The organism is Streptomyces arenae (assembly GCF_022343545.1).
Taxonomy (GTDB): domain Bacteria; phylum Actinomycetota; class Actinomycetes; order Streptomycetales; family Streptomycetaceae; genus Streptomyces; species Streptomyces humi.
Map to the genome: position 1 here is coordinate 50020 of NZ_JAKQYH010000086.1, position 21641 is coordinate 71660.

At 71.9% G+C, this 21641-nt stretch carries 22 protein-coding genes; 11 read left to right on the top strand and 11 right to left on the bottom strand.

Annotated features, from left to right (window positions below; all coding sequences use genetic code 11):
• Positions 1-147: 147 nt before the first annotated feature.
• Together melC1 and melC2 are read left to right on the top strand one after the other, a co-directional pair.
• The gene (melC1, locus tag MB828_RS38875) at positions 148-537 is read left to right on the top strand and encodes an apotyrosinase chaperone MelC1 (protein ID WP_301652274.1); all 390 of its coding nucleotides are present in this window, start codon (positions 148-150) and stop codon (positions 535-537) included.
• 35 nt (positions 538-572) lie between these two features.
• Positions 573-1403, top strand: a complete 831-nt coding sequence (gene melC2 / locus MB828_RS38880) for a tyrosinase MelC2 (protein ID WP_301652275.1) — start codon at positions 573-575, stop codon at positions 1401-1403.
• Here the strand turns inward: melC2 and MB828_RS38885 are convergent, their stop codons facing one another.
• Together MB828_RS38885 and MB828_RS38890 are read right to left on the bottom strand one after the other, a co-directional pair.
• Entirely contained in the window at positions 1404-2105 is a 702-nt protein-coding gene (locus MB828_RS38885; protein WP_301652276.1) for a ribonuclease H family protein, read from the bottom strand.
• A gap of 47 nt (positions 2106-2152) precedes the next feature.
• Positions 2153-2947: a VOC family protein gene (locus MB828_RS38890; RefSeq protein ID WP_301652277.1), complete on the bottom strand. Its 795-nt coding sequence runs from the start codon at positions 2945-2947 to the stop codon at positions 2153-2155.
• Between the two features lie 145 nt (positions 2948-3092).
• Between MB828_RS38890 and MB828_RS38895 the strand changes: the two genes are divergently transcribed.
• The 4 genes from MB828_RS38895 (at position 3093) to MB828_RS38910 (ending at position 7775) form a co-directional block, all read left to right on the top strand.
• Entirely contained in the window at positions 3093-4100 is a 1008-nt protein-coding gene (locus tag MB828_RS38895; RefSeq protein WP_301652338.1) for a zinc-binding alcohol dehydrogenase family protein, read from the top strand.
• Positions 4101-4328: 228 nt separating this feature from the next.
• A complete protein-coding gene (locus MB828_RS38900) occupies positions 4329-5771 on the top strand; it encodes a family 2B encapsulin nanocompartment shell protein (protein ID WP_301652278.1) in 1443 nt (480 codons plus the stop codon).
• 17 nt (positions 5772-5788) lie between these two features.
• Positions 5789-6841, top strand: coding sequence for a family 2 encapsulin nanocompartment cargo protein terpene cyclase (locus MB828_RS38905; protein ID WP_133028950.1), 1053 nt, complete (start codon positions 5789-5791; stop codon positions 6839-6841).
• Positions 6842-6890: 49 nt separating this feature from the next.
• Positions 6891-7775 (top strand): geranyl diphosphate 2-C-methyltransferase, encoded by an 885-nt coding sequence (locus MB828_RS38910; protein ID WP_301652279.1) that lies wholly within the window; start codon positions 6891-6893, stop codon positions 7773-7775.
• A 55-nt stretch (positions 7776-7830) separates the two neighbouring features.
• Here the strand turns inward: MB828_RS38910 and MB828_RS38915 are convergent, their stop codons facing one another.
• Positions 7831-8313: a VOC family protein gene (locus tag MB828_RS38915; RefSeq protein ID WP_133028948.1), complete on the bottom strand. Its 483-nt coding sequence runs from the start codon at positions 8311-8313 to the stop codon at positions 7831-7833.
• A 66-nt stretch (positions 8314-8379) separates the two neighbouring features.
• Positions 8380-8727: a helix-turn-helix domain-containing protein gene (locus tag MB828_RS38920; protein WP_301652280.1), complete on the bottom strand. Its 348-nt coding sequence runs from the start codon at positions 8725-8727 to the stop codon at positions 8380-8382.
• 56 nt (positions 8728-8783) lie between these two features.
• Between MB828_RS38920 and MB828_RS38925 the strand changes: the two genes are divergently transcribed.
• Together MB828_RS38925 and MB828_RS38930 are read left to right on the top strand one after the other, a co-directional pair.
• A complete protein-coding gene (locus MB828_RS38925) occupies positions 8784-9596 on the top strand; it encodes a class I SAM-dependent methyltransferase (RefSeq protein ID WP_301652281.1) in 813 nt (270 codons plus the stop codon).
• Positions 9597-9801: 205 nt separating this feature from the next.
• Complete coding sequence (locus MB828_RS38930; protein WP_301652339.1) at positions 9802-10689, top strand: RNA polymerase sigma factor SigF; 888 nt, start codon at positions 9802-9804, stop codon at positions 10687-10689.
• A gap of 123 nt (positions 10690-10812) precedes the next feature.
• On the opposite strand, the gene MB828_RS38935 is transcribed toward MB828_RS38930, so the two are convergent.
• Together MB828_RS38935 and MB828_RS38940 are read right to left on the bottom strand one after the other, a co-directional pair.
• Positions 10813-11265 (bottom strand): ATP-binding protein, encoded by a 453-nt coding sequence (locus MB828_RS38935; RefSeq protein ID WP_301652282.1) that lies wholly within the window; start codon positions 11263-11265, stop codon positions 10813-10815.
• 119 nt (positions 11266-11384) lie between these two features.
• Positions 11385-12710, bottom strand: coding sequence for a DUF6777 domain-containing protein (locus MB828_RS38940; protein WP_301652283.1), 1326 nt, complete (start codon positions 12708-12710; stop codon positions 11385-11387).
• Positions 12711-13004: 294 nt separating this feature from the next.
• Between MB828_RS38940 and MB828_RS38945 the strand changes: the two genes are divergently transcribed.
• Positions 13005-14192, top strand: a complete 1188-nt coding sequence (locus MB828_RS38945; protein WP_430381495.1) for a streptophobe family protein — start codon at positions 13005-13007, stop codon at positions 14190-14192.
• A 16-nt stretch (positions 14193-14208) separates the two neighbouring features.
• Here the strand turns inward: MB828_RS38945 and MB828_RS38950 are convergent, their stop codons facing one another.
• The 4 genes from MB828_RS38950 to mgrA all read right to left on the bottom strand — a co-directional run bounded on the left by MB828_RS38950 (position 14209) and on the right by mgrA (position 18968).
• Positions 14209-14757 carry a hypothetical protein gene (locus tag MB828_RS38950; RefSeq protein WP_301652285.1) on the bottom strand — a complete coding sequence of 183 codons (549 nt, stop codon included), beginning with the start codon at positions 14755-14757 and terminating at the stop codon, positions 14209-14211.
• 80 nt (positions 14758-14837) lie between these two features.
• Positions 14838-17177 (bottom strand): FHA domain-containing protein, encoded by a 2340-nt coding sequence (locus tag MB828_RS38955; RefSeq protein ID WP_301652286.1) that lies wholly within the window; start codon positions 17175-17177, stop codon positions 14838-14840.
• A 68-nt stretch (positions 17178-17245) separates the two neighbouring features.
• Positions 17246-17656 carry a hypothetical protein gene (locus tag MB828_RS38960; RefSeq protein WP_133029005.1) on the bottom strand — a complete coding sequence of 137 codons (411 nt, stop codon included), beginning with the start codon at positions 17654-17656 and terminating at the stop codon, positions 17246-17248.
• 319 nt (positions 17657-17975) lie between these two features.
• Positions 17976-18968, bottom strand: coding sequence for an L-glyceraldehyde 3-phosphate reductase (mgrA, locus tag MB828_RS38965; RefSeq protein ID WP_301652287.1), 993 nt, complete (start codon positions 18966-18968; stop codon positions 17976-17978).
• A gap of 110 nt (positions 18969-19078) precedes the next feature.
• Here mgrA and MB828_RS38970 point away from each other — a divergent pair, with 110 nt between their 5' ends.
• Complete coding sequence (locus tag MB828_RS38970) at positions 19079-19993, top strand: LysR substrate-binding domain-containing protein (protein WP_301652288.1); 915 nt, start codon at positions 19079-19081, stop codon at positions 19991-19993.
• A 63-nt stretch (positions 19994-20056) separates the two neighbouring features.
• The gene (locus MB828_RS38975) at positions 20057-20572 is read left to right on the top strand and encodes a mycothiol transferase (RefSeq protein WP_301652289.1); all 516 of its coding nucleotides are present in this window, start codon (positions 20057-20059) and stop codon (positions 20570-20572) included.
• On the opposite strand, the gene MB828_RS38980 is transcribed toward MB828_RS38975, so the two are convergent.
• Positions 20554-21633 (bottom strand): adenosine deaminase, encoded by a 1080-nt coding sequence (locus MB828_RS38980; protein WP_301652290.1) that lies wholly within the window; start codon positions 21631-21633, stop codon positions 20554-20556. The two genes, MB828_RS38975 and MB828_RS38980, sit on opposite strands and share 19 nt — an antisense overlap.
• Positions 21634-21641 lie beyond the last annotated feature (8 nt).

Below are 21641 nucleotides of genomic sequence, written 5' to 3' on the forward strand. Positions count from 1 at the left end.
CAGCAAGATCATCTTTGTTCAATCTTGTATGACATGTAGTCAATTGTCCTGATCGCGGCCAACCCGATCCGGGCGATTTCACCCGCCGGGAAACCGCCGGATAGGCATACGGAGTCATCACCCGCACCCGCCACAGGAGGCATCCGTATGCCCGGACCCACCCGTCGTCGCGCGCTCACCGCAGGGGCCGCCCTGGCCGCCGCGGCCGGCGTCTCAGCGCTCCTCGCCCCCGGCGCCTCGGCCGCACCTCACTCGCACGGAGGATCCCTCGAACCCTTCGACGAGGTCTACAAGGGCCGCCGGATACAGGGCCGTCCGGCCGCCATGGAGCACGGCGCGGGCGGTCACGGGCACGACCACGGCGGCGGATACGCGGTGTTCGTGGACGGCGTGCGGCTGCACGTGATGCGGAACGCCGACGGCAGCTGGATCAGCGTGGTCAGCCACTACGACCCGGTCGCCGGCCCGCGCGCCGCCGCCCGCGCGGCGGTCGACGAACTGCAGGGCGCCGCGCTGCTGCCGTTCCCCGCCAACTGACCGCCCCCGCAAGGACCTACGGAGCCCCGATCCACATGACCGTACGCAAGAACCAGGCCGCCCTCACCGCCGACGAGAAGCGGCGGTTCGTGGCCGCCGTCATCGAGCTGAAGCGCAGCGGCCGTTACGACGACTTCGTGCGCACGCACAACGCCTTCATCATGTCCGACACGGACGACTCCGAGCGCACGGGCCACCGTTCGCCGTCGTTCCTGCCCTGGCACCGCAGATTCCTGCTCGACTTCGAGCGGGCCCTCCAGTCCGTGGACCCGTCGGTGGCACTCCCCTACTGGGACTGGAGCGCCGACCGGACCGTCCGCGCCGCCCTGTGGGCGCCGGACTTCCTGGGCGGCACCGGACGCGCCTCCGACGGGCGGGTGACAGACGGCCCGTTCGCCGCGTCCGCCGGCAACTGGCCGGTCAACGTCCGTGTGGACGGCCGTACTTATCTGCGCAGGTCGCTGGGGACCGGCGTGCGCGAGCTGCCCACCCGGGCAGAGGTCGACTCGGTGCTGGCCATCGCGACGTACGACATGGCGCCCTGGAACAGCGCTTCGGACGGCTTCCGGAACCATCTGGAGGGCTGGCGCGGGGTCAATCTCCACAACCGGGTCCACGTCTGGGTCGGCGGCCAGATGGCCACCGGCGTCTCGCCCAACGACCCGGTGTTCTGGCTGCACCACGCCTTCGTCGACAAGCTGTGGGCCGAGTGGCAGCGCCGGCATCCGCAGGCGGTCTACCTGCCGGGGGGCGGCACCCCGGACGTGGTGGACCTGAACGAGACGATGAAGCCGTGGAACGACGTGCGGCCGGCCGATCTGCTCGACCACACGCGGTTCTACACGTTCGACACCCAGGCGGCCTGATCAGGCTTCCGCGGTACGGCACTCCGGGTGACCCCAGCCCTGCGCGTTCTTGGCGATGGACTCGCCGGCCGCGTAGGAGCGGCCGCACAGGCAGCGGCCGGGGAACTTCGCCTTGATCGTGCGGGCGGTGCCGGCGGACCCGGCCGTCTTCCTGGCCGCGGCCTTGCGGCGCGGGGCCGTGGCGGGGGCGGCGGACGTCGGGGACGGCGGCGGCACCGGGGAGCCGAGCGCGCTCCCGGCGGCCTCCTGGACCGTGGCCGCCTGGCTGGCCGCGCGGTCGGCGAAGTCGTTCAGCGGGTCGCCGTCCACCTGGTGGGCGGGGACGTAGCGGAAGTCCACCGTGCGGCCGTCGAGGAGTTCGTCGATGCGGACGACCAGGTCCTGGTTGGCGACCGGCTTCCCGGCGGAGGTCTTCCAGCCGTTGCGCTTCCAGCCGGGCAGCCAGGTGGTGACCGCCTTCATCGCGTACTGCGAGTCCATCCGGACCTCGAGCGGCACGTCCGGGTCGACGGCCGCGAGCAGCCGTTCCAGGGCGGTCAGTTCGGCGACGTTGTTGGTGGCCCTGCCGAGCGGGCCGGCCTCCCAGCGGGCCGGGGTCGCCGCGTCGTCGGACACCACCCAGGCCCAGCCCGCCGGTCCCGGGTTTCCCTTAGAAGCCCCGTCGCACGCGGCCACCACTCGTTCACGCATGGGCCCGATCATGCCACGGCCGGGCGCACCGCCCGGCCGTGGCCCGGTGTCCGTGCTGCTCAGACGTCCTTGACCGACGGCAGCTCGCCCTCGGTGGTGGTGAGGTCGATCACCGAGAAGCCGGCGCCCTGCGGGTCGCTGAGCGCCGCGAACCGCCCGAAGGGCATGGTCAGCGGGCCGAAGCGGAGCACTCCGCCGAGTTCGGTGGCCCTGGCGACAGCCTCGTCGCAGTCCGCGACCGTGAAGTACACGTTCACGTACGACGGCACCTCGGGCGGGAAGTCGTCGCTCATCCGCATCCGGCCCAGCACGGTGTTCCCGCCCACGTCGAACATCCGGAAGTCGACGTTGTCGTCCACCATCTGCTTCGCCGTGTAGGGGAAGACCGCGGTGAGGAACGGGTCCGTCTTCTCCGGTTCGCGGGTGAAGACCTCCGCCCAGCAGTAGGCGCCGGGCACGGCCGTGGCCTCGAAGCCCTCGTGGACCCCGCCCTGCCAGATGCCGAACACGGCTCCGCCGGGCTCCCTCGCCAGGCACATCGTGCCGAGGTCGCCGACCCGCATCGGCTCCATCAGCACCTCGCCGCCCTGTTCCCGGACGCGGGCCGCGGTGGCCGCCGCGTCCGGCGAGGCGAAGTACAGGCACCACTGCGACTGCCCCTCCTGGCCGGGCATCGGCGGCACGACGGCGGCGACGGCCCTGCCGTCCGCGTAGGCCTGGGTGTAATGGCCGTACTCCGACGACGACTCGCCGAACGTCCAGCCGAGGACCGCGCCGTAGAACTCCTTGGCCCCCTCCAGGTCGCCGAACATCGCGTCGGCCCAACAGGGGGTCCCTTCTGGTTGTACCGCCATGGCCGCGGCCCTTCCGGTCGAGCGGATTCTCCCGGTTCCTCACGCTAGCCATCCGGCGCACCGCCCGCGCGCCGAACGACGGCCTCCGGCGGACACTGGAGGTGACGGCGGCCTTCGGCGGACGGGGCGCGGTATGGCGGACGTGATGCGGGCGTGGTCGGTGGCGCGGCCGGGGCCAGTCGAGGGTGATCCGCTCCGGCTCGTCGAGCGGCCCGTGCCGGTGCCCGGCACTGACGAACTGCTGGTGCGGGTGCTGGCCTGCGGGGTGTGCCGCACCGATCTGCATGTCACGGAGGGTGATCTCCCGGTGCGCCGGCCCGGGGTGACACCGGGACACGAGGTGGTCGGCGAAGTGGCGGGCACGGGTGCCGCGGTGGCGGACTTCGCACTCGGCGAGCGGGTCGGCGTGGCCTGGCTGCGGCGCACGGACCAGGAGTGCGCGTACTGCCTGCGGGGCGCCGAGAACCTGTGCCCGGACTCGCGGTACACCGGCTGGGACGCCGACGGCGGATACGCGCAGTACACGACCGTGCCGGCGGCCTTCGCCCACCGGCTGCCCGGGGCCCTGGACGACGTGGCGCTCGCGCCGCTGCTGTGCGCCGGGATCATCGGCTACCGCGCGCTGCGCCGGGCGTCGCTCCCGCCGGGTGGCCGGCTCGGCCTCTACGGTTTCGGCGGCAGCGCCCACCTGTGCGCGCAGCTGGCACTGGCGCAGGGCGCCAGGGTGCACGTGCTCACCCGAGGTGCCGAGGCCCGGCGGCTGGCACTGGCGCTGGGCGCGGCCTCGGCACGGGACGCCCGCGAGGCGCCGCCCGAGCCGCTGGACAGCGCGATCCTGTTCGCCCCGGCCGGCGATCTGGTGCCGGTGGCGCTGCGCGCCCTGGACCGGGGTGGGGTGCTGGCGGTCGCGGGCATCCACCTCAGCGACGTGCCGCCGCTGAACTACGAGCGTGAGCTGTTCTACGAGCGGGAGTTGCGCAGCGTCACCTCCAACACCCGAAGCGACGCACGGGAGTTCCTGGCGCTCGCCGAGCAGCACCGGATCCGCCCGACCACCCACATGTATCCGCTGTCCGAGGCTCCGCGGGCGCTTCGGGACCTGAAGGCCGGGCGCTTCGACGGGGCCGCGGTGCTGGTGAACGACCTTTCCTGAGCCCAATCCTCGGCGGCACCGGGCACAAGAGCGGATGACCGGCGCACGACGGGCGAACGCAACCTTTTCCGCCTCGACCACCATGTTTGCGCAACCAAGGCGTGTTGTCGCCCCTTTCACGCCGTATCCGTAGATCACCAAGACTGTTTGGCTAGTCGGTGCGCATCACCACCTCGCACCCCACCGACCCTTCGGGTCACCGTCGTTCAGCTCTCTGCTGGAGGGAATGTGTCCACACCGGACAGCGTCATCGGTTCCGCCGTCGACGAGCCCGAGCCGGATCCGACCACCGACGGGCAGCTCACCAGTCTGAGCACCCGGGCGGCACGCCAGCTCGCCACGACCACCAAGTCGGAACCGCAGATGCAGGCCATCACCTCGCGATGGCTGCTGAAGACGCTGCCGTGGGTGGACGTCAAGGGCGGCACCTACCGGGTCAACCGCCGCCTCCAGCTGCGCACCGGGCGCGGCCGGGTGAGCTTCGAGCAGAACGGCGGGGACGACATCCGGGTCATCCCGGAGACCCTCACCGAGCTGCCGATCCTGCGGGGCTACGACGACCCCGGCGTGCTGGCCGAGCTCGCCGCCCGTTTCCAGCCCCGCGAAGTGCGCGCCGGACAGCTGCTGTTCGAAGCCGGTCAGCCGGTCACCGAGACCTATCTCGTGGTGCACGGGCGGTTCACCCGGTACGCGGCCGGCAAGTACGGCGACGAGGAGGTCGTCGGGGTCGTCACCGACGGCGACCAGATGGGCGACGAAGCCGTCGGCCAGACCGACCCGCTCTGGCTCACCTCGGTCCGGGCGGAGACGGCGGGAGTGGTGCTGGCGCTGCCGTGGGCGGTCGCCGAGGAGATCATGGACCGGGAGCCCTCGCTGGGCGCCCACCTCCAGGCCTTCGTCGACCGGCAGCGGCTGCCGATGAACCGCAAGGGCGAGGCCGAGGTGCCGGTGCAGGCCGGCCATGTCGGCGAGGAGACCCTGCGCGGCGGTTTCGTCGACTACGACCTGGCCCCGCGCGAGTACGAACTGTCGCTGACCCAGACCGTGCTGCGGGTGCACTCCCGGGTCGCCGACCTCTACAACCACCCGATGGACCAGACCCAGCAGCAGCTGCGCCTCACGGTCGAGGAGATCCGCGAGCGCCAGGAGTGGGAGCTGGTCAACAACCGCGAGTTCGGGCTGCTGCACAACATCGACTACGGACAGCGGATCAGCTCCTTCACCGGCCCGCCGACCCCGGACGACATGGACGAGCTGATCTCCATGCGCCGCAAGACCAAGGTGATCCTGGCCCACCCCAAGGCGATCGCGGCCTTCTTCCGGCAGTGCAACCGGCGTGGTCTGGTGCCGCCCAGCGTGAACGTCGACGGACACGAGATCCCGGCCTGGCGCGGGGTGCCGATCTACCCGTGCAGCAAGATCCCGATCAGCGACGACCACACCAGCAGCATCATCGCGCTGCGCACCGGCGAGGCCGACCAGGGGGTCATCGGCCTCTACCAGACCGGTATCCCCGAGGAGTTCCAGCCCGGCCTGAACGTCCGCTTCATGGGCGTCAACGAGCAGGCCGTCATCAACTACCTGGTCACCGCCTACTACTCGATGGCCATCCTCGTCCCCGACGCGGCCGGGATCCTGGAGAACGTCCAACTCGGCCGCACCGCCGACTGACGGCCCGGAGCACAGCCATGAGCACTGCCACCACGTCCTACGTCCTGCCCGGCCCGCCGGACATCGCGCGGAGCCTGCGCCCTGGCAGGCGCACCGGGGCGGTTCCCGGACTCCACTACCGGCCCGCCGTGCCCGCCGACCCGGAGAAGGCCGCCGAGCTCGACCGCCGCCTGGAGACCTGGGCCCGGGAGCTCGACCTGTTCCCCGAGGCCTGGAAGGGCGACTTCGCCGGCTTCCAGTTCGGCCGGGCGGTCGTACTCCAGCACCCGGGCGGTCTCGACCTGGACCGGCTCACCGCCGCCGGCAAGCTGCTGCTCGCCGAGAACATCGTGGACTCCTGCTACTGCGAGGAGGACGAGGGGCGCGGCGGATCACGGCGCGGGCTCGGCGGCCCGCTGATCATCGCCCAGTCCGCCCTCGACCCCTACCACGGCATCCCGGAGCTGGAGGAGGAGTGGCGCGAGGGCATCGCGGCCGACGGTCCGCTGCGGTCCTACCACTTCGCCCTCGCCGACTTCGCGGCCTTCGCCACGCCGAGCCAGACCGACCGGTTCGTCCACGACATCGCGCGGCTGCACCTCGGGTACCTGGGCGAGGCCGCCTGGATGGAGACCGGGTACACGCCTCGGGTCTGGGAGTACCTGGTGATGCGCCAGTTCAACAACTTCCGCCCCTGTCTGTCGATCGTCGACGCGGTGGACGGCTACGAGCTGCCCGAGCCGCTCTACGCCCGTCCGGAGATCCAGCGGATCACGGCGCTGGCCTGCAACGCCACCACGATCGTCAACGACCTGTACTCCTTCACGAAGGAGCTGGCGAGCGACCCGGACCACCTCAACCTGCCGCAGGTGGTGGCGGCCAACGACCGGCGCGGGCTGAAGGCGGCCTATCTGAAGTCCGTCGGCATCCACAACCGGATCATGGAGGCCTTCGAGGCGGAGTCGGCCGCCCTGTCCGCGGGTTCACCACTGGTCGCGCGCTACGCCGAGGGACTCGCCGCCTGGGTCTCCGGCAACCACGAGTGGCACGCCACCAACTCCAGCCGCTACCACCTGCCCGACTACTGGTAGCCCACAGCCACATCCGAAACATCGTCAGCAACACGTCGAGGAGAACCTGTTGACCACCGCCCCTGTCGCTCGGAAGACCACCACGTCAGCCCCGGTGCCGACCCAGTCCAGGTACCAGAACAGCGTCGCGGAGTACTGGAACGCCGAGGAGAACCCGGTCAACCTCGAACTCGGAAAGATCGACGACCTGTACCACCACCACTACGGCATCGGTGAGGCCGACTGGTCGGTGCTGGACGAGCCCGATCCCGGGCTGCGCAAGGAGCGCGTCACCGGCGAGCTGCACCGCCTGGAGCATGCCCAGGCCGAGCTGCTGGCCGGCCATCTCGGCGCGCTCACCCCGGCCGACCGGGTCTTCGACGCCGGCTGCGGCCGCGGTGGCGGCAGCATCGTGGCGAACCTCCGCTACGGCTGCCACGCCGACGGCGTCACCATCTCCGCCAAGCAGGCCGACTTCGCCAACGAGATGGCCCGCAAGCGCGAGGTCGGCGACAAGGTCCGCTACCACCACCGCAACATGCTGGACACCGGGTTCGAGACGGGCGCCTACGCGGCCTCGTGGAACAACGAGTCCACCATGTACGTCGAGCTGGAGCTGCTGTTCGCCGAGCACGCCCGGCTGCTGCGCCGCGGCGGGCGCTACGTCACCATCACCGGCTGCTACAACGACACCTACGGCCGGGCGTCCCGCGAGGTCTCCCAGATCAACGCGCACTACATCTGCGACATCCACCCGCGTTCGGAGTACTTCCGGGCGATGGCCGGTAACCGGCTGGTCCCGGTGCACGTGGAGGACCTCACCCAGGCGACGATCCCGTACTGGGAACTGCGCAAGCAGGCCGATCACCTGGTGACGGGGATCGAGGACGCGTTCCTCACCGCGTACAAGAACGGCAGCTTCCAGTACCTGCTGATCGTGGCCGACCGGGTCTGACCGGCGCGCGGCAGGGGGCGGTGTCCGCGGACACCGCCCCCCGTCCGCGTGCGGGTCACTCGCCCTCGTACGCCTTCCTCAGTGCGGCGATGTCGAGCTTGCCCATCGCGTACATCGCCCGCGTGGTGCGCGCCGCCTTCTCGGGGTCGGCGTCGCCGATCATCTCGATCAGCCCCTCGGGGACGACCTGCCAGGACACGCCGTACCGGTCCTTGAGCCAGCCGCAGGGGCCGCCCTCACCGCCGTTCTCGGTGAGCTTCGCCCAGTAGTGGTCGACCTCCTCCTGGCCGTCGCAGTAGATCTGGAAGGAGATCGCCTCGTTGAACGTGAACTGCGGGCCGCCGTTGAGCGCGACGAACCTGTGCCCGTTGGCCGTGAAGTCGACGGCGATCACCGAGCCGGCGGGCCCGGGCCCGGCCTCGGTGTAGCGGCCGATCCGCCCGATGGCGGAGTTCTTGAAGATCGACACGTAGTAGTGGGCGGCTTCCTCGGCCTGGCCGTCGAACCAGAGACACGTGGTGAATCCGTCGGTGGTCATGGGCACCTCCTGGAGCGTGGAACGCGGTCATGTGTACCGACCGCCGCGCGCCGGGAAACTCATCGGTCAGGCGGCCAGGCACAGGCCGCGGTGACGGCTCGGCGTGCTCTGCCGGCGGGTGAACTCCGTCTGCACCAGGGTGAGCAGACCGCCCAGGTCGAGGCCGAGGGCGTGGGCGGCGGCCCCGAGCACCTCCGAGGAGGCCTCCTTGCGGCCACGCTCGATCTCGGACAGGTACGGCAGGGAGATCCGGGCCGTCTCGGCCACCTCCTTCAGGGTGCGCTCCTGGGCCAGGCGCTCCTGGCGCAGCACGTCTCCGAGGAGGTCGCGCCAGAGTGGCTGCCTGGGCTCGGGGGCCGGCTCCTGCGGGCGGAGCGGGACGACACGGGTCTGGTTCGGCGGTTGACTGGTCACCCGCTCAGCCTAAAAGCAGTGGCTTGGCGAGGGCAGGGATCGGCATTCTGCCCTGAGTGGACGCACTGGAGTTCAGGGCAGCGAACCCGCGGTTGCGGGACATCTTCGACGAGGACGCCGAGCGGTACGAGCGGGCGCGGCCCCGCTATCCCGCCCCGCTGATCGAGGAGTTGGTGCGGGTCACGGGGGCCGCGCCGGGGGCACGGGTGCTGGAGATCGCGCCCGGCACCGGCAAGCTCACCGTCGATCTGGCCGGGTCCGGGTGCGCGATCACCGCCGTGGAGATCGGCCCGAGCATGGCCGCGGTGGCCCGCAGACGACTGGCCGCCTTCACCGACGTGGAGGTGGTGGTCTCGGCCTTCGAGCAGTGGCGGCCCCCGCCGGAGCCGTTCGACGCGGTGGTCTGCGCGACCGCGCTCCACTGGCTCGACCCGGCGGTCCGGGTACCGAAGGCGGCCCGGGTGCTGCGCCCCGGCGGTCTGCTCGGCATCATCGCCACCCATCATGTGGCGGGCGGCACCGAGGAATTCTTCGCCGAGGTCCAGGAGTGCTACGAGCGCTGGGATCCGGCCACCCCGCCCGGGCTGCGGCAGACCCGCGAGTCGGACCTCGCGACCGACACCGGTGAGTTCACCCGCTCCCCGTACCTCACCGACGTCACCGTGCGCGGCCATGCCCAGGAGATCACGTACACCGCGGACCAGTACGTCGACGTGCTGCTCACCTACTCCAACCACCGGGCGCTTCCCGGGCCCGCCCGCAGCGGCCTGCTGGCAGACGTCCGGGAGCTCATCGAGTCGCGGTACGACGGGGCCGTGACCAAGCGGTACTGGCATGCACTGGTCACCGCTGTCCGCACCGACCGGTAGGCATCCCGCCACGGAACGTCACAGTCTGTTTTCCGCCAGCCGTGGAGACAGGGTGCATGCGTCGCGTCACCCCGGGTACCCGAAGGTCGAGGCACGCATGGGACGTCCGATTCCGGGTAACCGGGCGAGGACACAACCAGGTCAGGGCCGGTACGACCCAGGTCGCACCGCCACCCGTCGCACCTTGACTCACGTGGGAGAGGGAATGAACGCCGCCGGGATCCGGTCGGAAGCAGTGGACACCGCTCAGCCCGTGGGGGCAGGGACGGCGGAAGAGGCCCTGCCGGGAATCGAGGACCCGAAGAGTGTCGCGCCCCGCGACGCACGCGAGCTGTCCCGCCAGTTCTTCCAACGGCTCTGTGAGCTGGAGGAGGGCACACCCGAACACCAGTACGCCCGCAACACGCTCATCGAGATGAACATGTCGCTGGTCAGGTTCGCGGCCGGGCGGTTCCGCAACCGGGGCGACGACATGGAGGACATCGTCCAGACCGGGATGATCGGCCTGATCAAGGCCATCGACCGGTTCGAGCTGTCGCGCGAGGTCGAGTTCACCTCCTTCGCGCTGCCGTACATCGTGGGCGAGATCAAGCGGTTCTTCCGGGACACCACCTGGGCGGTGCACGTACCGCGCCGGCTCCAGGAACTGCGCGTGGAGCTGGCCAAGGCACGTGAGGAGCTGTCCAGCCGGCTGGACCGGGACCCGACGGTCGCCGAGCTGGCCACGCTGATGAACCTGTCCGAGGACGAGGTGGTCGAGGGGCAGCTGGCCTCCAACGGCTACAACTCCTCGTCGCTGGACGCCGCGCTCACCGGGGACGGCCCGGAGGACGGCGAGGCGGTGCTGGCCGACTTCATCGGCGTCGAGGAGGAGGGGCTGCGGCTCGTCGAGGACTTCCAGTCGCTGGCTCCGCTCATGGCCGAGCTGAGCGAACGGGACCGGGAGATCATCCATCTCCGGTTCGTGGAGGAGGCCACCCAGGCGGAGATCGGCGAACGGCTCGGCTGCTCCCAGATGCATGTCTCCCGCCTGATCAAGCGGATCATCGCGCGGCTGCGGCAGGGGATGCTGGGCGAACTCGGCTGCGCCTGAGCGCGGACTCCCGGGCGCTGCCCCTCACCGGCGCGTGGGGCGGCGCCCGCGGTGTTTTCTCGACACGGGCGACGACGTGCTCCGCGTGCGGGCAGCGTGCTCCGCGTGCGGGCAGCGGGATTCTCAGTGCGGGAAACGCACCAGGGCGCGCACCCGCTTGCCGACCGGTACCAGCTCGGCGGTGACCTCGCTGGCCACGGCGTGCACGATCTCCAGACCGTGCCGGCCGACCCGCTCGGGGTCCTTCGGGAAGCGCCGGGGCAGGGCGTCGCTGCTGTCGTACACCGAGACCAGGACCGCGCTGTCCGTGCCCTCCAGTTCGAGGATGTACGGGCCGTTGCTGTGCCGGTCGGCGTTGGTGATCAGCTCGCTCACCACGAGGAGCAGTTCGCCGTCGGACCGCGGGTCGATGGTGGCGCACCACTCGGTCCTGAGCTGCTCCAGGAAGCGGGCGGCGAAGTCCCGCGCCTCGGCGATGCAGCCGGGCTCACCGGTGTAGTGCGCGGCCCGCCGCAGCGGTTCCACGGGTACGTCGAAGCCAGTCGATATCACTGCCCCGCCCAGGTGTTCGATCATGCGTTTCTCTCTCGGAGGCCGGCCCGGCCGGTCGCTGTTGCCTCCATGCTCGTACCCCGAGTGTGCCCCGGCAGTCCCCGGGGACGTTCGCCGAACGCGCACAAAGGGCGTCACGCTGGTCACATCGCCGGGGAACCTGGGCTCTCCGGCTCCGGCGGGGACGCCGGGGAGGCCGGGGACACCGCGGACCGGGAGCCCGGTGAAAGCGGGGACGGCGGGGAGGACGGTGGCTCGGAGACCGGCGGCTCGGGGGACTGCGGCGACGCCGGTCCGGACCCCGGCGACTGCGGCTTCGGCGCCGGTGACGACGGCGGTTCCGACTTGGGCGACTCCGGCTTCGAGGCGGGCGAGGAGGGCGGTTCGGAGGAGGTGGATTCGGACGCGGGCGGCTTCGAGGAGGACGTGCTCGACGAGTTCGAGGACGGCGGGCTGGCGGGCGGGGGCTTCGAGCCGTTGCCCGGGCTGGCGGGGGCCGAGGGACCGGTGGAGGCCGGCGGGTTCATCGGGTCCGGGTCCGCCGGGGGTCTCGCCGGGCGGTCCTGGTGCCCGGTGTGGTCGCCGCGGTGGCGGCCGAACCAGTCGTCGTGCCGCGGGTCGAAGATCACGAAGACGTTGACCACCTGCGCGGCGGGAGCCACGACGACCACGTTCCCGGGCCGGTACGCGGGCCACGCCGCGCCCGTGGTCCGGGGCGTGCTCCGCTGGGCGACCGGCGGGGTGAGCGGATTGCCGCAGGCGCAGCGCACCCGGGGCACGCCGTGCCCGTCGACGAGGACGGCGGTGCCCGCCTGGAGGACGGACTGGTAGGTGGTCGCGCCGCCGTCGCGGTAGCCGTGGGCGGTGACCCGGGTGTCCGCGCGCAGCTGTACGGGGGTCAGGGAGCGCAGGTAGGCCGGGACACCGGACGGCTGGACGCCGACCTGCGCGGCGAACGCCTTGTTGCGCGGAGGCGCGGCCTGGAAGTACCTGATCTGCTGCTCGACGTCGCAGCTGCCGGAGTTCCTGGTGCCGCTGTAGAGGCCGGGTGCGCCGCCGTCCACCCCGCGCAGCTGGTTCGACGCCGGGGCCGACGCCACCGGGGTGGCGGAGACCGGCGCGGCGACGCTCTTCCTGGTGCTGGACGCGGTGAAGGGGTCCTGACCGGTGCTGTCGGCGGCTTGCAGGAAGACCTCGCCGCGCCGGCCGGCACCGTCACCCGGACGGGTGAGGACCACGGCCACGACCGCGGCGACCACGACAGCGGTGATGAGCATCGCCATCCGGGGCGCGGACCGCCACCACGGCCCGCGCGGCCCTCGGTCCCCACTACTCCCACCGCTCCCGCCGCTCCCGCCGCCCTGGCTGCCTCCGCCTCCCGGCGGGTGCGAGGGTGGCCCGGAGGGCCCGGACAACGGGCCGGAGGGGGGTCCTGTGGGACGGCCGGACGACGGCGGTTCGACGCTCACGCGCTCATCTCCCCGTTGCGGGAAACGGCATCAATCAAGGTACGGCATTAAACGTCATTAACGATGAAATGCCTCAATTGATGCATAACGAGCCCAATGTGCGCGCGTCCCGTACCGCCCGCAAGCCGACGCGGACGGCCCGCCCGGCGGGCGCCGTGTCCGCGGGTTGCCTACGGTGACAGCGTGAGCCGCCGAATCGCCTCCGAGCGGCCGGTGGCCGCGCCGGCCGGCCGTTCCCTGGCCCGGCACGGCTGGGGGCGGGCCCTGGCCGTGGTGCTGGGCTCCCTGGTCACCATGGTCGTGGTGGCCGCCCTGGGACTGTGGGCGGCGGGCGCCACGGACCTGCCGGGGGGCGCGTTCGCGCCGGTGGTGCTCGCGACCGTGGCGGCGGCCGTCGGCGGCGCCGTGGACCTGTCCGGGAACGCGGGCGACCTGGCCCGGACGAACGCCGGGCTGACCGCCGTACCGCTGTCGGTGACGCTGGCCGGGGCGCTCGTCGTCGCCGGGGGTTTCCTGCGGCCGCTGCGGCACCGCGCGGTGGCCGGGACCGGGGAACTGGCCGGGTGGGCGGCCCGGATCGCGGTGCTGTGGCTGCTGGGGCTCGTCGGGCTGGCTCTCGGCGCCCGGCACACCTTCGCGGTCGACGTGGGCAGCGGCACCCTCAGTGATCTCACCGGTCTGCTCGACGCGGCACCGAAGGTCGGCTTCACGACGGACGTGCCGCTGACGGCCGCCCGCGGACTGCTGTGGCTCGCGGGGATCATGGTGCTGGCCCTGCTGGTGTCGCGCGGGGCCCCGCTGCCGGGACGGCTGCTGCGCTTCCAGGTGTCGGTGCGCCCGGCAGCGTACGCGATGGTGGTCCTGGTGCTGGCGTACGTCGCGCTGGCGCTGGTGGCCGCCCTGGTCGCGATGGTCAGCCGCGGGCACGTACGGGGGACCCTCGCGCTGATCCTGCTGGGGCTGCCCAACCTCGCCTGGCCGGCCCTCACCCTCGGTCTCGGCGTGACCTGGGACGGCAGGGTCGGCGGCCCGTTCGGACTGCCGGTGCCGCGGGTGCTGGCCGAGGTGCTGCGCACGCCGGACGTCTCGACTCTGAACCTGCGCACGATCGCCGCCCACGACGGCCGCTGGTGGTGGCTTGCCGGGGTGGCCGCGGTACTGCTGCTCGCGGTCGCGTTCCTGATGGCGGCGCGCTCCCCCGCCCGGATCCGCCCCTGGCAGCACGCCCTGCACCTGGCGGTCGCCCTCGCGCTGACGCTGCTGACGCTCTGTCTGGCCGGACGGGTCTCCGCCCACTACGGGCTCTCCCTGCTCGGCATCGGCGACGTGGGCGGCAACCTGTCGGGGGAGCTGCTGCTGCGGCCCAGGCTGTGGTCGGCGGTGGGCCTCGGCGCGCTGTGGGGTCTGCTCGCCGGTCTCGTGGGGGCGTCGGCGGCCCGCTCGGTGCCCCGGCGGGGCGAGGTGGCGGCCCGGCGCCCCTGAGGTGACGCGGACGCGGTCAGCGGTCGCCGTCGGGGGTGACCACCCGGGTCGGTTCGTGCCGGGGCAGGTCGCCGCCGGGCACGGACCGGTCGGTGACGTACGTGGCGAGCCGCCGCCCGTCGCCGTACAGCCAGCGCCCCTCCCCCGGGTCGTACAGCCACATGGCCTCCCCGTCGACGACCAGGCCGATCCGCAGCCCGTGGGTGCGGCCCCGGAAGGACTCCCCGTCGAGGCCGCCCTCGGCCAGTTCCTCGACGGCGGCGCGGTACTCGGCGAGGCTCCGCGCCACGCGGTCCAGCAGGGGGCGCGGGTCGGTGGCCTCGTCGGCCGGGCCGCCCGGCAGGGGCGGGTCGTGGGGTACGGCGACGAGGTAGCGGCCGTCGACCCAGGCGGCCCAGCCGTTGGCACAGCTGATGTGGGCCCAGTCGCCGCGCCGTTCCACGAGCTGCACCGGCAGCAGCGGGTCCAGCGGGACGGTCGGCCGGCCCGGGTCGGGGGCCTCCCAGGCGGGCATGCCGTCGGCCGGGACGACATGGGTGGGCCGGAAGCCCGGTGCGCTGGTCATCGCGTCTCCTCCGTCCGCTTCTTCCCCCTCCTTCCGCTGCCCCACTGCTTCCGCTGCCTCCCCTGTTTCCGCTGCCTCCGCTATTTGCGCATCACCGCGGGTTCGTGGCGGCGCAGCAGCCGGGACAGGACACAGCCGAAGACGACCGACAGCACCACCAGCATCAGCATGTCGCGCAGCCACACGCCCGCCGAGTGCCGGAAGACCGGGTCGGCGGTGGCGGCGCCCGGCACGAGCCGGTGCAGTTCGACGGTGCCGGCCATGGCACCCAGCGCCCACCGCGCGGGCACCAGCCAGGCGATCTGTTCGAGACCCGGCACGCCGTTCAGTTTCAGCAGCGCCCCGCAGAACACGACCTGGACGATGGTGAGCAGCACCAGCAGCGGCATGGTCACCTCCTCCTTGCGGACCAGCGCGGAGATCAGCAGGCCGAGCATCATCGAGGTGAAGGCCAGCAGCGCCACGGCCAGGGTGATCTCCAGCAGGGGCGGCATCAGCACCCCCCGGCCGCCGGGCGCGTCGAGGTCGACGCCGGCCAGGCCGACCAGGGTGAGCACGACCGCCTGGAGCACGGTGACGGCGCCGAGGACGACGACCTTCGACATCACGTACGCCGATCTGGGCAGGCCGACCGCTCTCTCGCGCTGGTGGACGACGCGTTCCTTGACCAGCTCGCGCACGGCGTTGGCGGCGCCCGTCAGCACGCCGCCCGCGCACAGGATGAGCAGCGCGTTGGTCACCGTCTCCGAGGTGAGCCGGCTGCCGGCGACGGCCCGGGTCATCGCGCCCATGACGAACGGCAGCCCGATCATGATGGCGAGGAAGGTGCGGTCGGCGACCAGGACGGCCGTGTAGCGGCGGACCAGGGTGGCGAACTGCGCGACCCAGCTGCGCGGCCGCGGCGGCGGGGCCTCGGCCACCGGCCCGGAACGCGGCAGCAGCGGCTGCGCACTGGAGTTCACGACGTACTTCCGGTGGTACGACGAGGCGCGGTACTCCCCCGCCCAGTCCCGGCCGGTGTCCCGTTCGAACGCCTCGAAGGCCTCCGGCCACTCGTCGAACCCGAAGAAGCCGAGGGCGTCGCCGGGCGGTCCGAAGTAGGCGGTCCGCCCGCCCGGTGCCAGCACCAGCAGCCGGTCGCAGACGTCCAGGCTGAGCACGCTGTGGGTGACGACGATGACGGTCCGGCCGTCGTCGGCGAGGCCGCGCAGCATGTTCATCACCGAGCGGTCCATGCCGGGGTCGAGTCCGGAGGTCGGTTCGTCGAGGAAGAGCAGGGAGGGTTTCGTGAGCAGTTCCAGGGCGACGCTGACCCGCTTGCGCTGCCCGCCGGAGAGGCTGTGCACGGGCTGCCCGGCACGCTGTTCGAGGCCGAGTTCCCGGATCACCTCGTCGACCCGGCGGCGGCGCTCGGCCTTCTCGGTGTCCTCGGGGAAACGCAGTTCGGCGGCGTAGCCGAGGGCGCCGCGCACGGTCAGCTGGACGTGCAGGATGTCGTCCTGCGGGACCAGGCCGATGCGCTGGCGCAGTTCCGCGTAGTCGCGGTAGAGGTCGCGGCCGTCGTAGAGGACGGTGCCGTGGTCGGCGGGGCGCTGGCCGGTGAGGGCGCCGAGCAGGGTGGACTTGCCGGCGCCGCTCGGTCCGACCACGGCGAGCAGGCACTTCTCCCCCACCGGGAAGGAGACGTGGTCCAGCAGGATCCTGCGGCCCCGGTCGACGGCGACGGTGAGTTCCTGGACGTCGAGGGAGACCTCGCCAGTGTCGACGTACTCCTGGAGCTGCCCGTCGACCAGGCAGAACGCCGAGTGGCCGATGCCGACGACGTCCCGGGGGCCGAGCGGTGCGCGGGTGACCGGGCGGCCGTTGAGGTAGGTGCCGTTGTGGCTGTCGAGGTCGACGATCTCGTGGCCGCCGTCGGGGCCGGTGCGCAGTTCCGCGTGGTGGCGGGAGACCACGAGGTCGTCGAGGACGATGTCGTTGTCGCAGGCGCGGCCGATGCGGACCGTGCGGGCGTCCAGCGGCCGTACCGAGGAGGGCTGCCGGAAGGTGCCGGTCCGGCTGGGCACCGAGACGGCGGAGGGACGGTCCGGCGCGGGCGGGGCGCGGCCCACCAGGACGCCGCTCGGGCCGTCGGCGGGGCAGCCGAAGCCGATGACGGTGCCGGGGCCGACCTCCCATTCCCGGACGCGGCGGCCGTCGGCGTAGGTGCCGTTGGTGCTGCCCTCGTCCTCCAGCGTCCAGTGGCCGTCCTCGGGCCGCAGCACCGCGTGGTGCCAGGAGACCCGGGTGTCGTCGAGGCAGATGTCGCTCAACGGGTCGCGTCCGACGTGGTAGTCACGGCCCGGGCTCAGCACCGTGGAGCCCGTGGCGGTCTCCAGGACGAGTTCGGGTGCCGGGGAGGCGGCCGGCCACTCAGCCATGGCCAGAATTCTACCGATCTGACCACTTGTGCGCCCGGTCATGGCCGCCGGGTGGGCGCCGTTCCGTGTCAGGCGACGGGAACGACGAGCGCCGGGACGGTGCGCTGCATACGGAGGGCGTCGACGGACTCGGCGAGCAGTTCGTACTCGGTGGTGTCGTCCTGGACGGCGATCCGCACCAGGCGGCCGTCGGCCAGTTCGTCGGCGACGAGTTCCTGCCGCACGACGTCGGCGCACCAGGCGCGGAGCAGGCCGGGCACGTCCACGACGGTGTCGGCGACCGGGACGAGTGCGCCGTGCGGATATCTCGGGTTCTCGGGTAAGGGATCCAGCCGCTCCGCGATCCAGGACGCGCGGTCCCGTAACCACCACAGCGCCAGGGCCAGGGTCGGCGCACGGTAGGTGCCGAGGGGAACGCCGATGCGCTGCCCGCCGCAGACGCCGTATGCCGTGACATGGCACAGGAATTCGTCGTGCACGATCACTCCCCCGTAGCTCGCCGGTGTGCCGTCGCGGGCCGGTTTTCCGTGCGGCTCCTGTGCGGTGAAGTGCTCCTGACATTCGAGTATGTTCACTTTCGAAACACTGTCACCACACCTTTTTGGCCAGTCTCTTGGCATATTCGCCCTGCGAATTGGCCGAAATGCGCGTGCTCCACCACGCGAGAGGGCAGAGCCACCCTGAGGGGAAAGGTTTCTCCGCGGTGGCCAGTTTTGACGCGCCCCGAGTCAAAGAGTGAGGGGGGACGCGGTCGCGTCCCCCCTCGGCGCACGGCTCACGGGCCGGCATGCCCGTCCGTCACGGGTTGACGATCGCGTCGATCCGGGTCAGTTCCTCGCTGTCGAAGTCCAGGTTCCCGATGGCTCCGACACTGTCCTCGACCTGCTGCGGGCTGCTCGCGCCGATCAGCGCCGAGGTGACCCGGCCGCCGCGCAGCACCCAGGACAGGGCGAGCTGCGCCAGCGTCTGGCCACGCTCCTTGGCGATCCCGTCGAGGGCGCGCAGCCTGCCCACCAGGTCCTCGGTGACCGCGTCCGAGTTCAGGAACGGGCTGTCGCTCGCGGCCCGGGAGCCCTCGGGGATGCCGTCCAGGTAGCGGCCGGTGAGCAGACCCTGCTCCAGCGGGGAGAAGACGATGGAACCGACCTGGAGCTCGTCGAGGGCGTCCAGCAGGCCCTCCGTCTCCGGGCGGCGGTCCAGCATCGAGTACCGCGGCTGGTGGATGAGGAGCGGGGTGCCCAGCTCGCCGAGGATCCGGGCCGCCTCGCGGGTCTGCTCCGCCGAGTAGTTGGAGATGCCGACGTACAGCGCCTTGCCCTGCTGGACCGCGGAGTGCAGGGCGCCCATCGTCTCCTCCAGCGGAGTCTCCGGGTCGGGGCGGTGCGAGTAGAAGATGTCGACGTAGTCCAGGCCCATCCGGGTCAGCGACTGGTCGAGGGACGAGAGCACGTACTTGCGCGAGCCCCACTCGCCGTACGGGCCGGGCCACATCAGGTAGCCGGCCTTGGTGGAGATGACCAGCTCGTCGCGGTACCCCGCGAAGTCCGCCCGAAGGGCCTCGCCGAACGCGGACTCGGCGGCGCCGGGCGGCGGGCCGTAGTTGTTGGCCAGGTCGAAGTGGGTGACACCGAGGTCGAAGGCGCGGCGCAGGATGGCGCGCTGGGTCGTCACCGGCCGGTCGGGCCCGAAGTTGTGCCAGAGGCCGAGCGACAGCGCGGGGAGCTTGAGGCCGCTGCGGCCGCTGCGGCGGTACGGCATGTCGGCGTAGCGGTCGGGGTGTGCGGTGTACAACGCGACTCCAGAGGGTTGGCACACGAACTACCGATCCCACTCTTTCCCGCACCCCGGGCAGTGGTCCAACAGAAGAATGCGATGGAATTGTGCGGCTACGCTTCTCAATCATGGAACTGCGCCACCTCCAGCACTTCGTCGCCGTCGCCGAGGACCAGCACTTCACCCGGGCCGCGGAGCGGCTGATGGTGTCCCAGTCCGGTCTGTCGGCGTCCATCCGGGCTCTGGAGCGGGAGCTGCGGGCGCCGCTGTTCGTGCGGACGACCCGCCGGGTGACGCTGACCGAGGCCGGCCGGGCGCTGCTCGGCGAGGCGGAACGCGTCCTCGCCCAGGTGCGGTCGGCGCACGAGGCGGTGGCCGCGGTGCAGGGCGTGCTGCGCGGGACGCTGGCGCTCGGCACCGAGCAGTGCATCGCCGGGGTGCACGTGGCGGGGCTGCTCGCCGCGTTCCGGCGCCGCCACCCGGACGTGGAGATCCGGCTGCGGCAGGCGGGCTCCGGCGCGCTGGCCGAGGAGGTGGCGGCCGGCCGGCTCGACCTGGCCTTCGCCTACCGCACCCAGGAGGACACCGACCAGCTGCGCTCGGTGTCGCTCACCGGCGAGCCGATGACCGTGCTGTGCCATCCCAGCCACCGGCTGGCCACCGCGGGCGTGGCGGTGACGCCCCGGGACCTCGACGGCGAGGTGTTCGTGGACTTCCACCCGGACTGGGGGCCGCGGCGCACCACCGACGCGGCCTTCGCCTCGGCGGGCGTACGGCGCACGGTCGCCCTGGAGGTGAACGACGTGCACAGCCTCCTCGACCTGGTGGACGAGAACCTGGGGATCGCGGTCGTACCCCGGCACTTCCGGCACAAGCGGCCCTCGCTCACCGCCCTCGCCCTCAAGGACACCGACGAGACGGCGTACCAGACGGTCGCACTGCTGCCGCCGCGGACGGCCACCAGTCCGGCGGCCCGCGCCTTGGTCACCCTGCTGGAGACGGGCGGCCTGACGACCCCTTCGGACGGGGCCTGCGCCGTCTGACCCGCCGCGGGCGGCTGCCCGATTCCGGACGCATCACGACCGGCGATGCGCGATCGTGTTCGTATGCATGCAAGGGACATTCTCATCGACGGCTTCGGCCGCATCCAGGAAGAAGTCCACGCCGCCCTGGACGGCCTCGGCACCGACCTGCTCAACAGGCGTCCCGCGCCGGACGCCAACTCCGTCACCTGGCTGGTCTGGCACCTGACCCGGATCCAGGACGACCATGTGGTCGACGCCTTCGGCCTCGACCAGGTGTGGCTGGCCGAGGGCTGGGAGAAGCGCTTCGGCCTCGGCCTGCCACCCCACGACCACGGCTACGGGCACACGTCCGAGCAGGTCGCCAAGGTCACCGTGGACTCCGCCGACCTGCTGAGCGGCTACTACGACGCGGTGCACGAGCAGACCCTCAAAGCACTGCGCGGCCTGGCCGCCGCGGACCTCGAACGGGTCGTGGACGTGCGCTGGGACCCGCCGGTCACGCTGGGCGTACGGCTGGTGAGCGTCCTGTCCGACGATCTCCAGCACGTCGGACAGGCCGCCTATCTGCGGGGGCTGCTTCAGAGCGCGGACGCGTAGCCCGGCAGCACGACGTCCTCGATGAGGGCCGTGCGCTCGTCGAACGGGATGAACGCGCTCTTCAGGGCGTTCACGGTGACGGTGCGCAGGTCCTCGACGGTCCAGCCGGCCTCCGCCACGAGAAGGGACATCTCCCGGGTCATCGTCGTCCCCGAGACCAGCCGGTTGTCGGTGTTGAGGGTGACCCGGAAGCCCAGCTCCTTCAGCGCGGTGATCGGGTGCTCGGCGATCGAGGTGGCGCAGCCGGTCTGGAGGTTGGAGGTGGGGCACATCTCCAGGGCGATCCGGCGGTCGCGCACCCAGCTCGCGAGGCGGCCGAGCTTGCCGCCCGCGAGGTCGGGGATGTCCTCGGTGATCCGCACCCCGTGCCCGATGCGCTGGGCTCCGCAGACCTGGACCGCCTGGTGGATGCTGGGCAGGCCGTGGGCCTCACCGGCGTGGATGGTGAACGGCATGCTCTCGCCGCGCAGCAGCTCGAAGGCGTCCAGGTGGTCGGCCGCGGGGAAGCCGTCCTCCGCGCCGGCGATGTCGAAGCCGACGACTCCGGCGTCCCGGTAGGCCACGGCCAGCTCCGCGGCCTCGCGGACCCGGTCGAACATCCGCATGCCGCACAGCAGGGTGCCGACCCGCACGGGCGTGCCGGCGGCGGCGGCCTTGGCCATGCCCGCGGCGAGGCCCTCCTGCACGGCCTCGACGACCTCGCCCAGGGTGAGTCCGCCCTTGACGTTCAGCTCGGGCGCGTAGCGGACCTCCCCGTAGACCACACCGTCGGCGGCCAGGTCGAGGACGTACTCCTCGGCGACGCGCCGCAGCCCCTCCTTGGTCTGCAGCACGGCGAGGGTGTGCTCGAAGGTCGCTATGTAGCGGACCAGGTCACCGGAGTTGGCGGCCTCGAAGTACCAGGCGGCCAGTTCCTCGGGGTCCGTGGCGGGCAGGGTGTGGCCGATCTCGGCGGCGAGTTCCACGAGGGTGGCGGGACGCAGGCCGCCGTCCAGGTGGTCGTGCAGGACGGCCTTGGGGAGGCGGCGGATCACGGCGGCGTCTACGCGCGTAGCGGTCATGGTGGGGC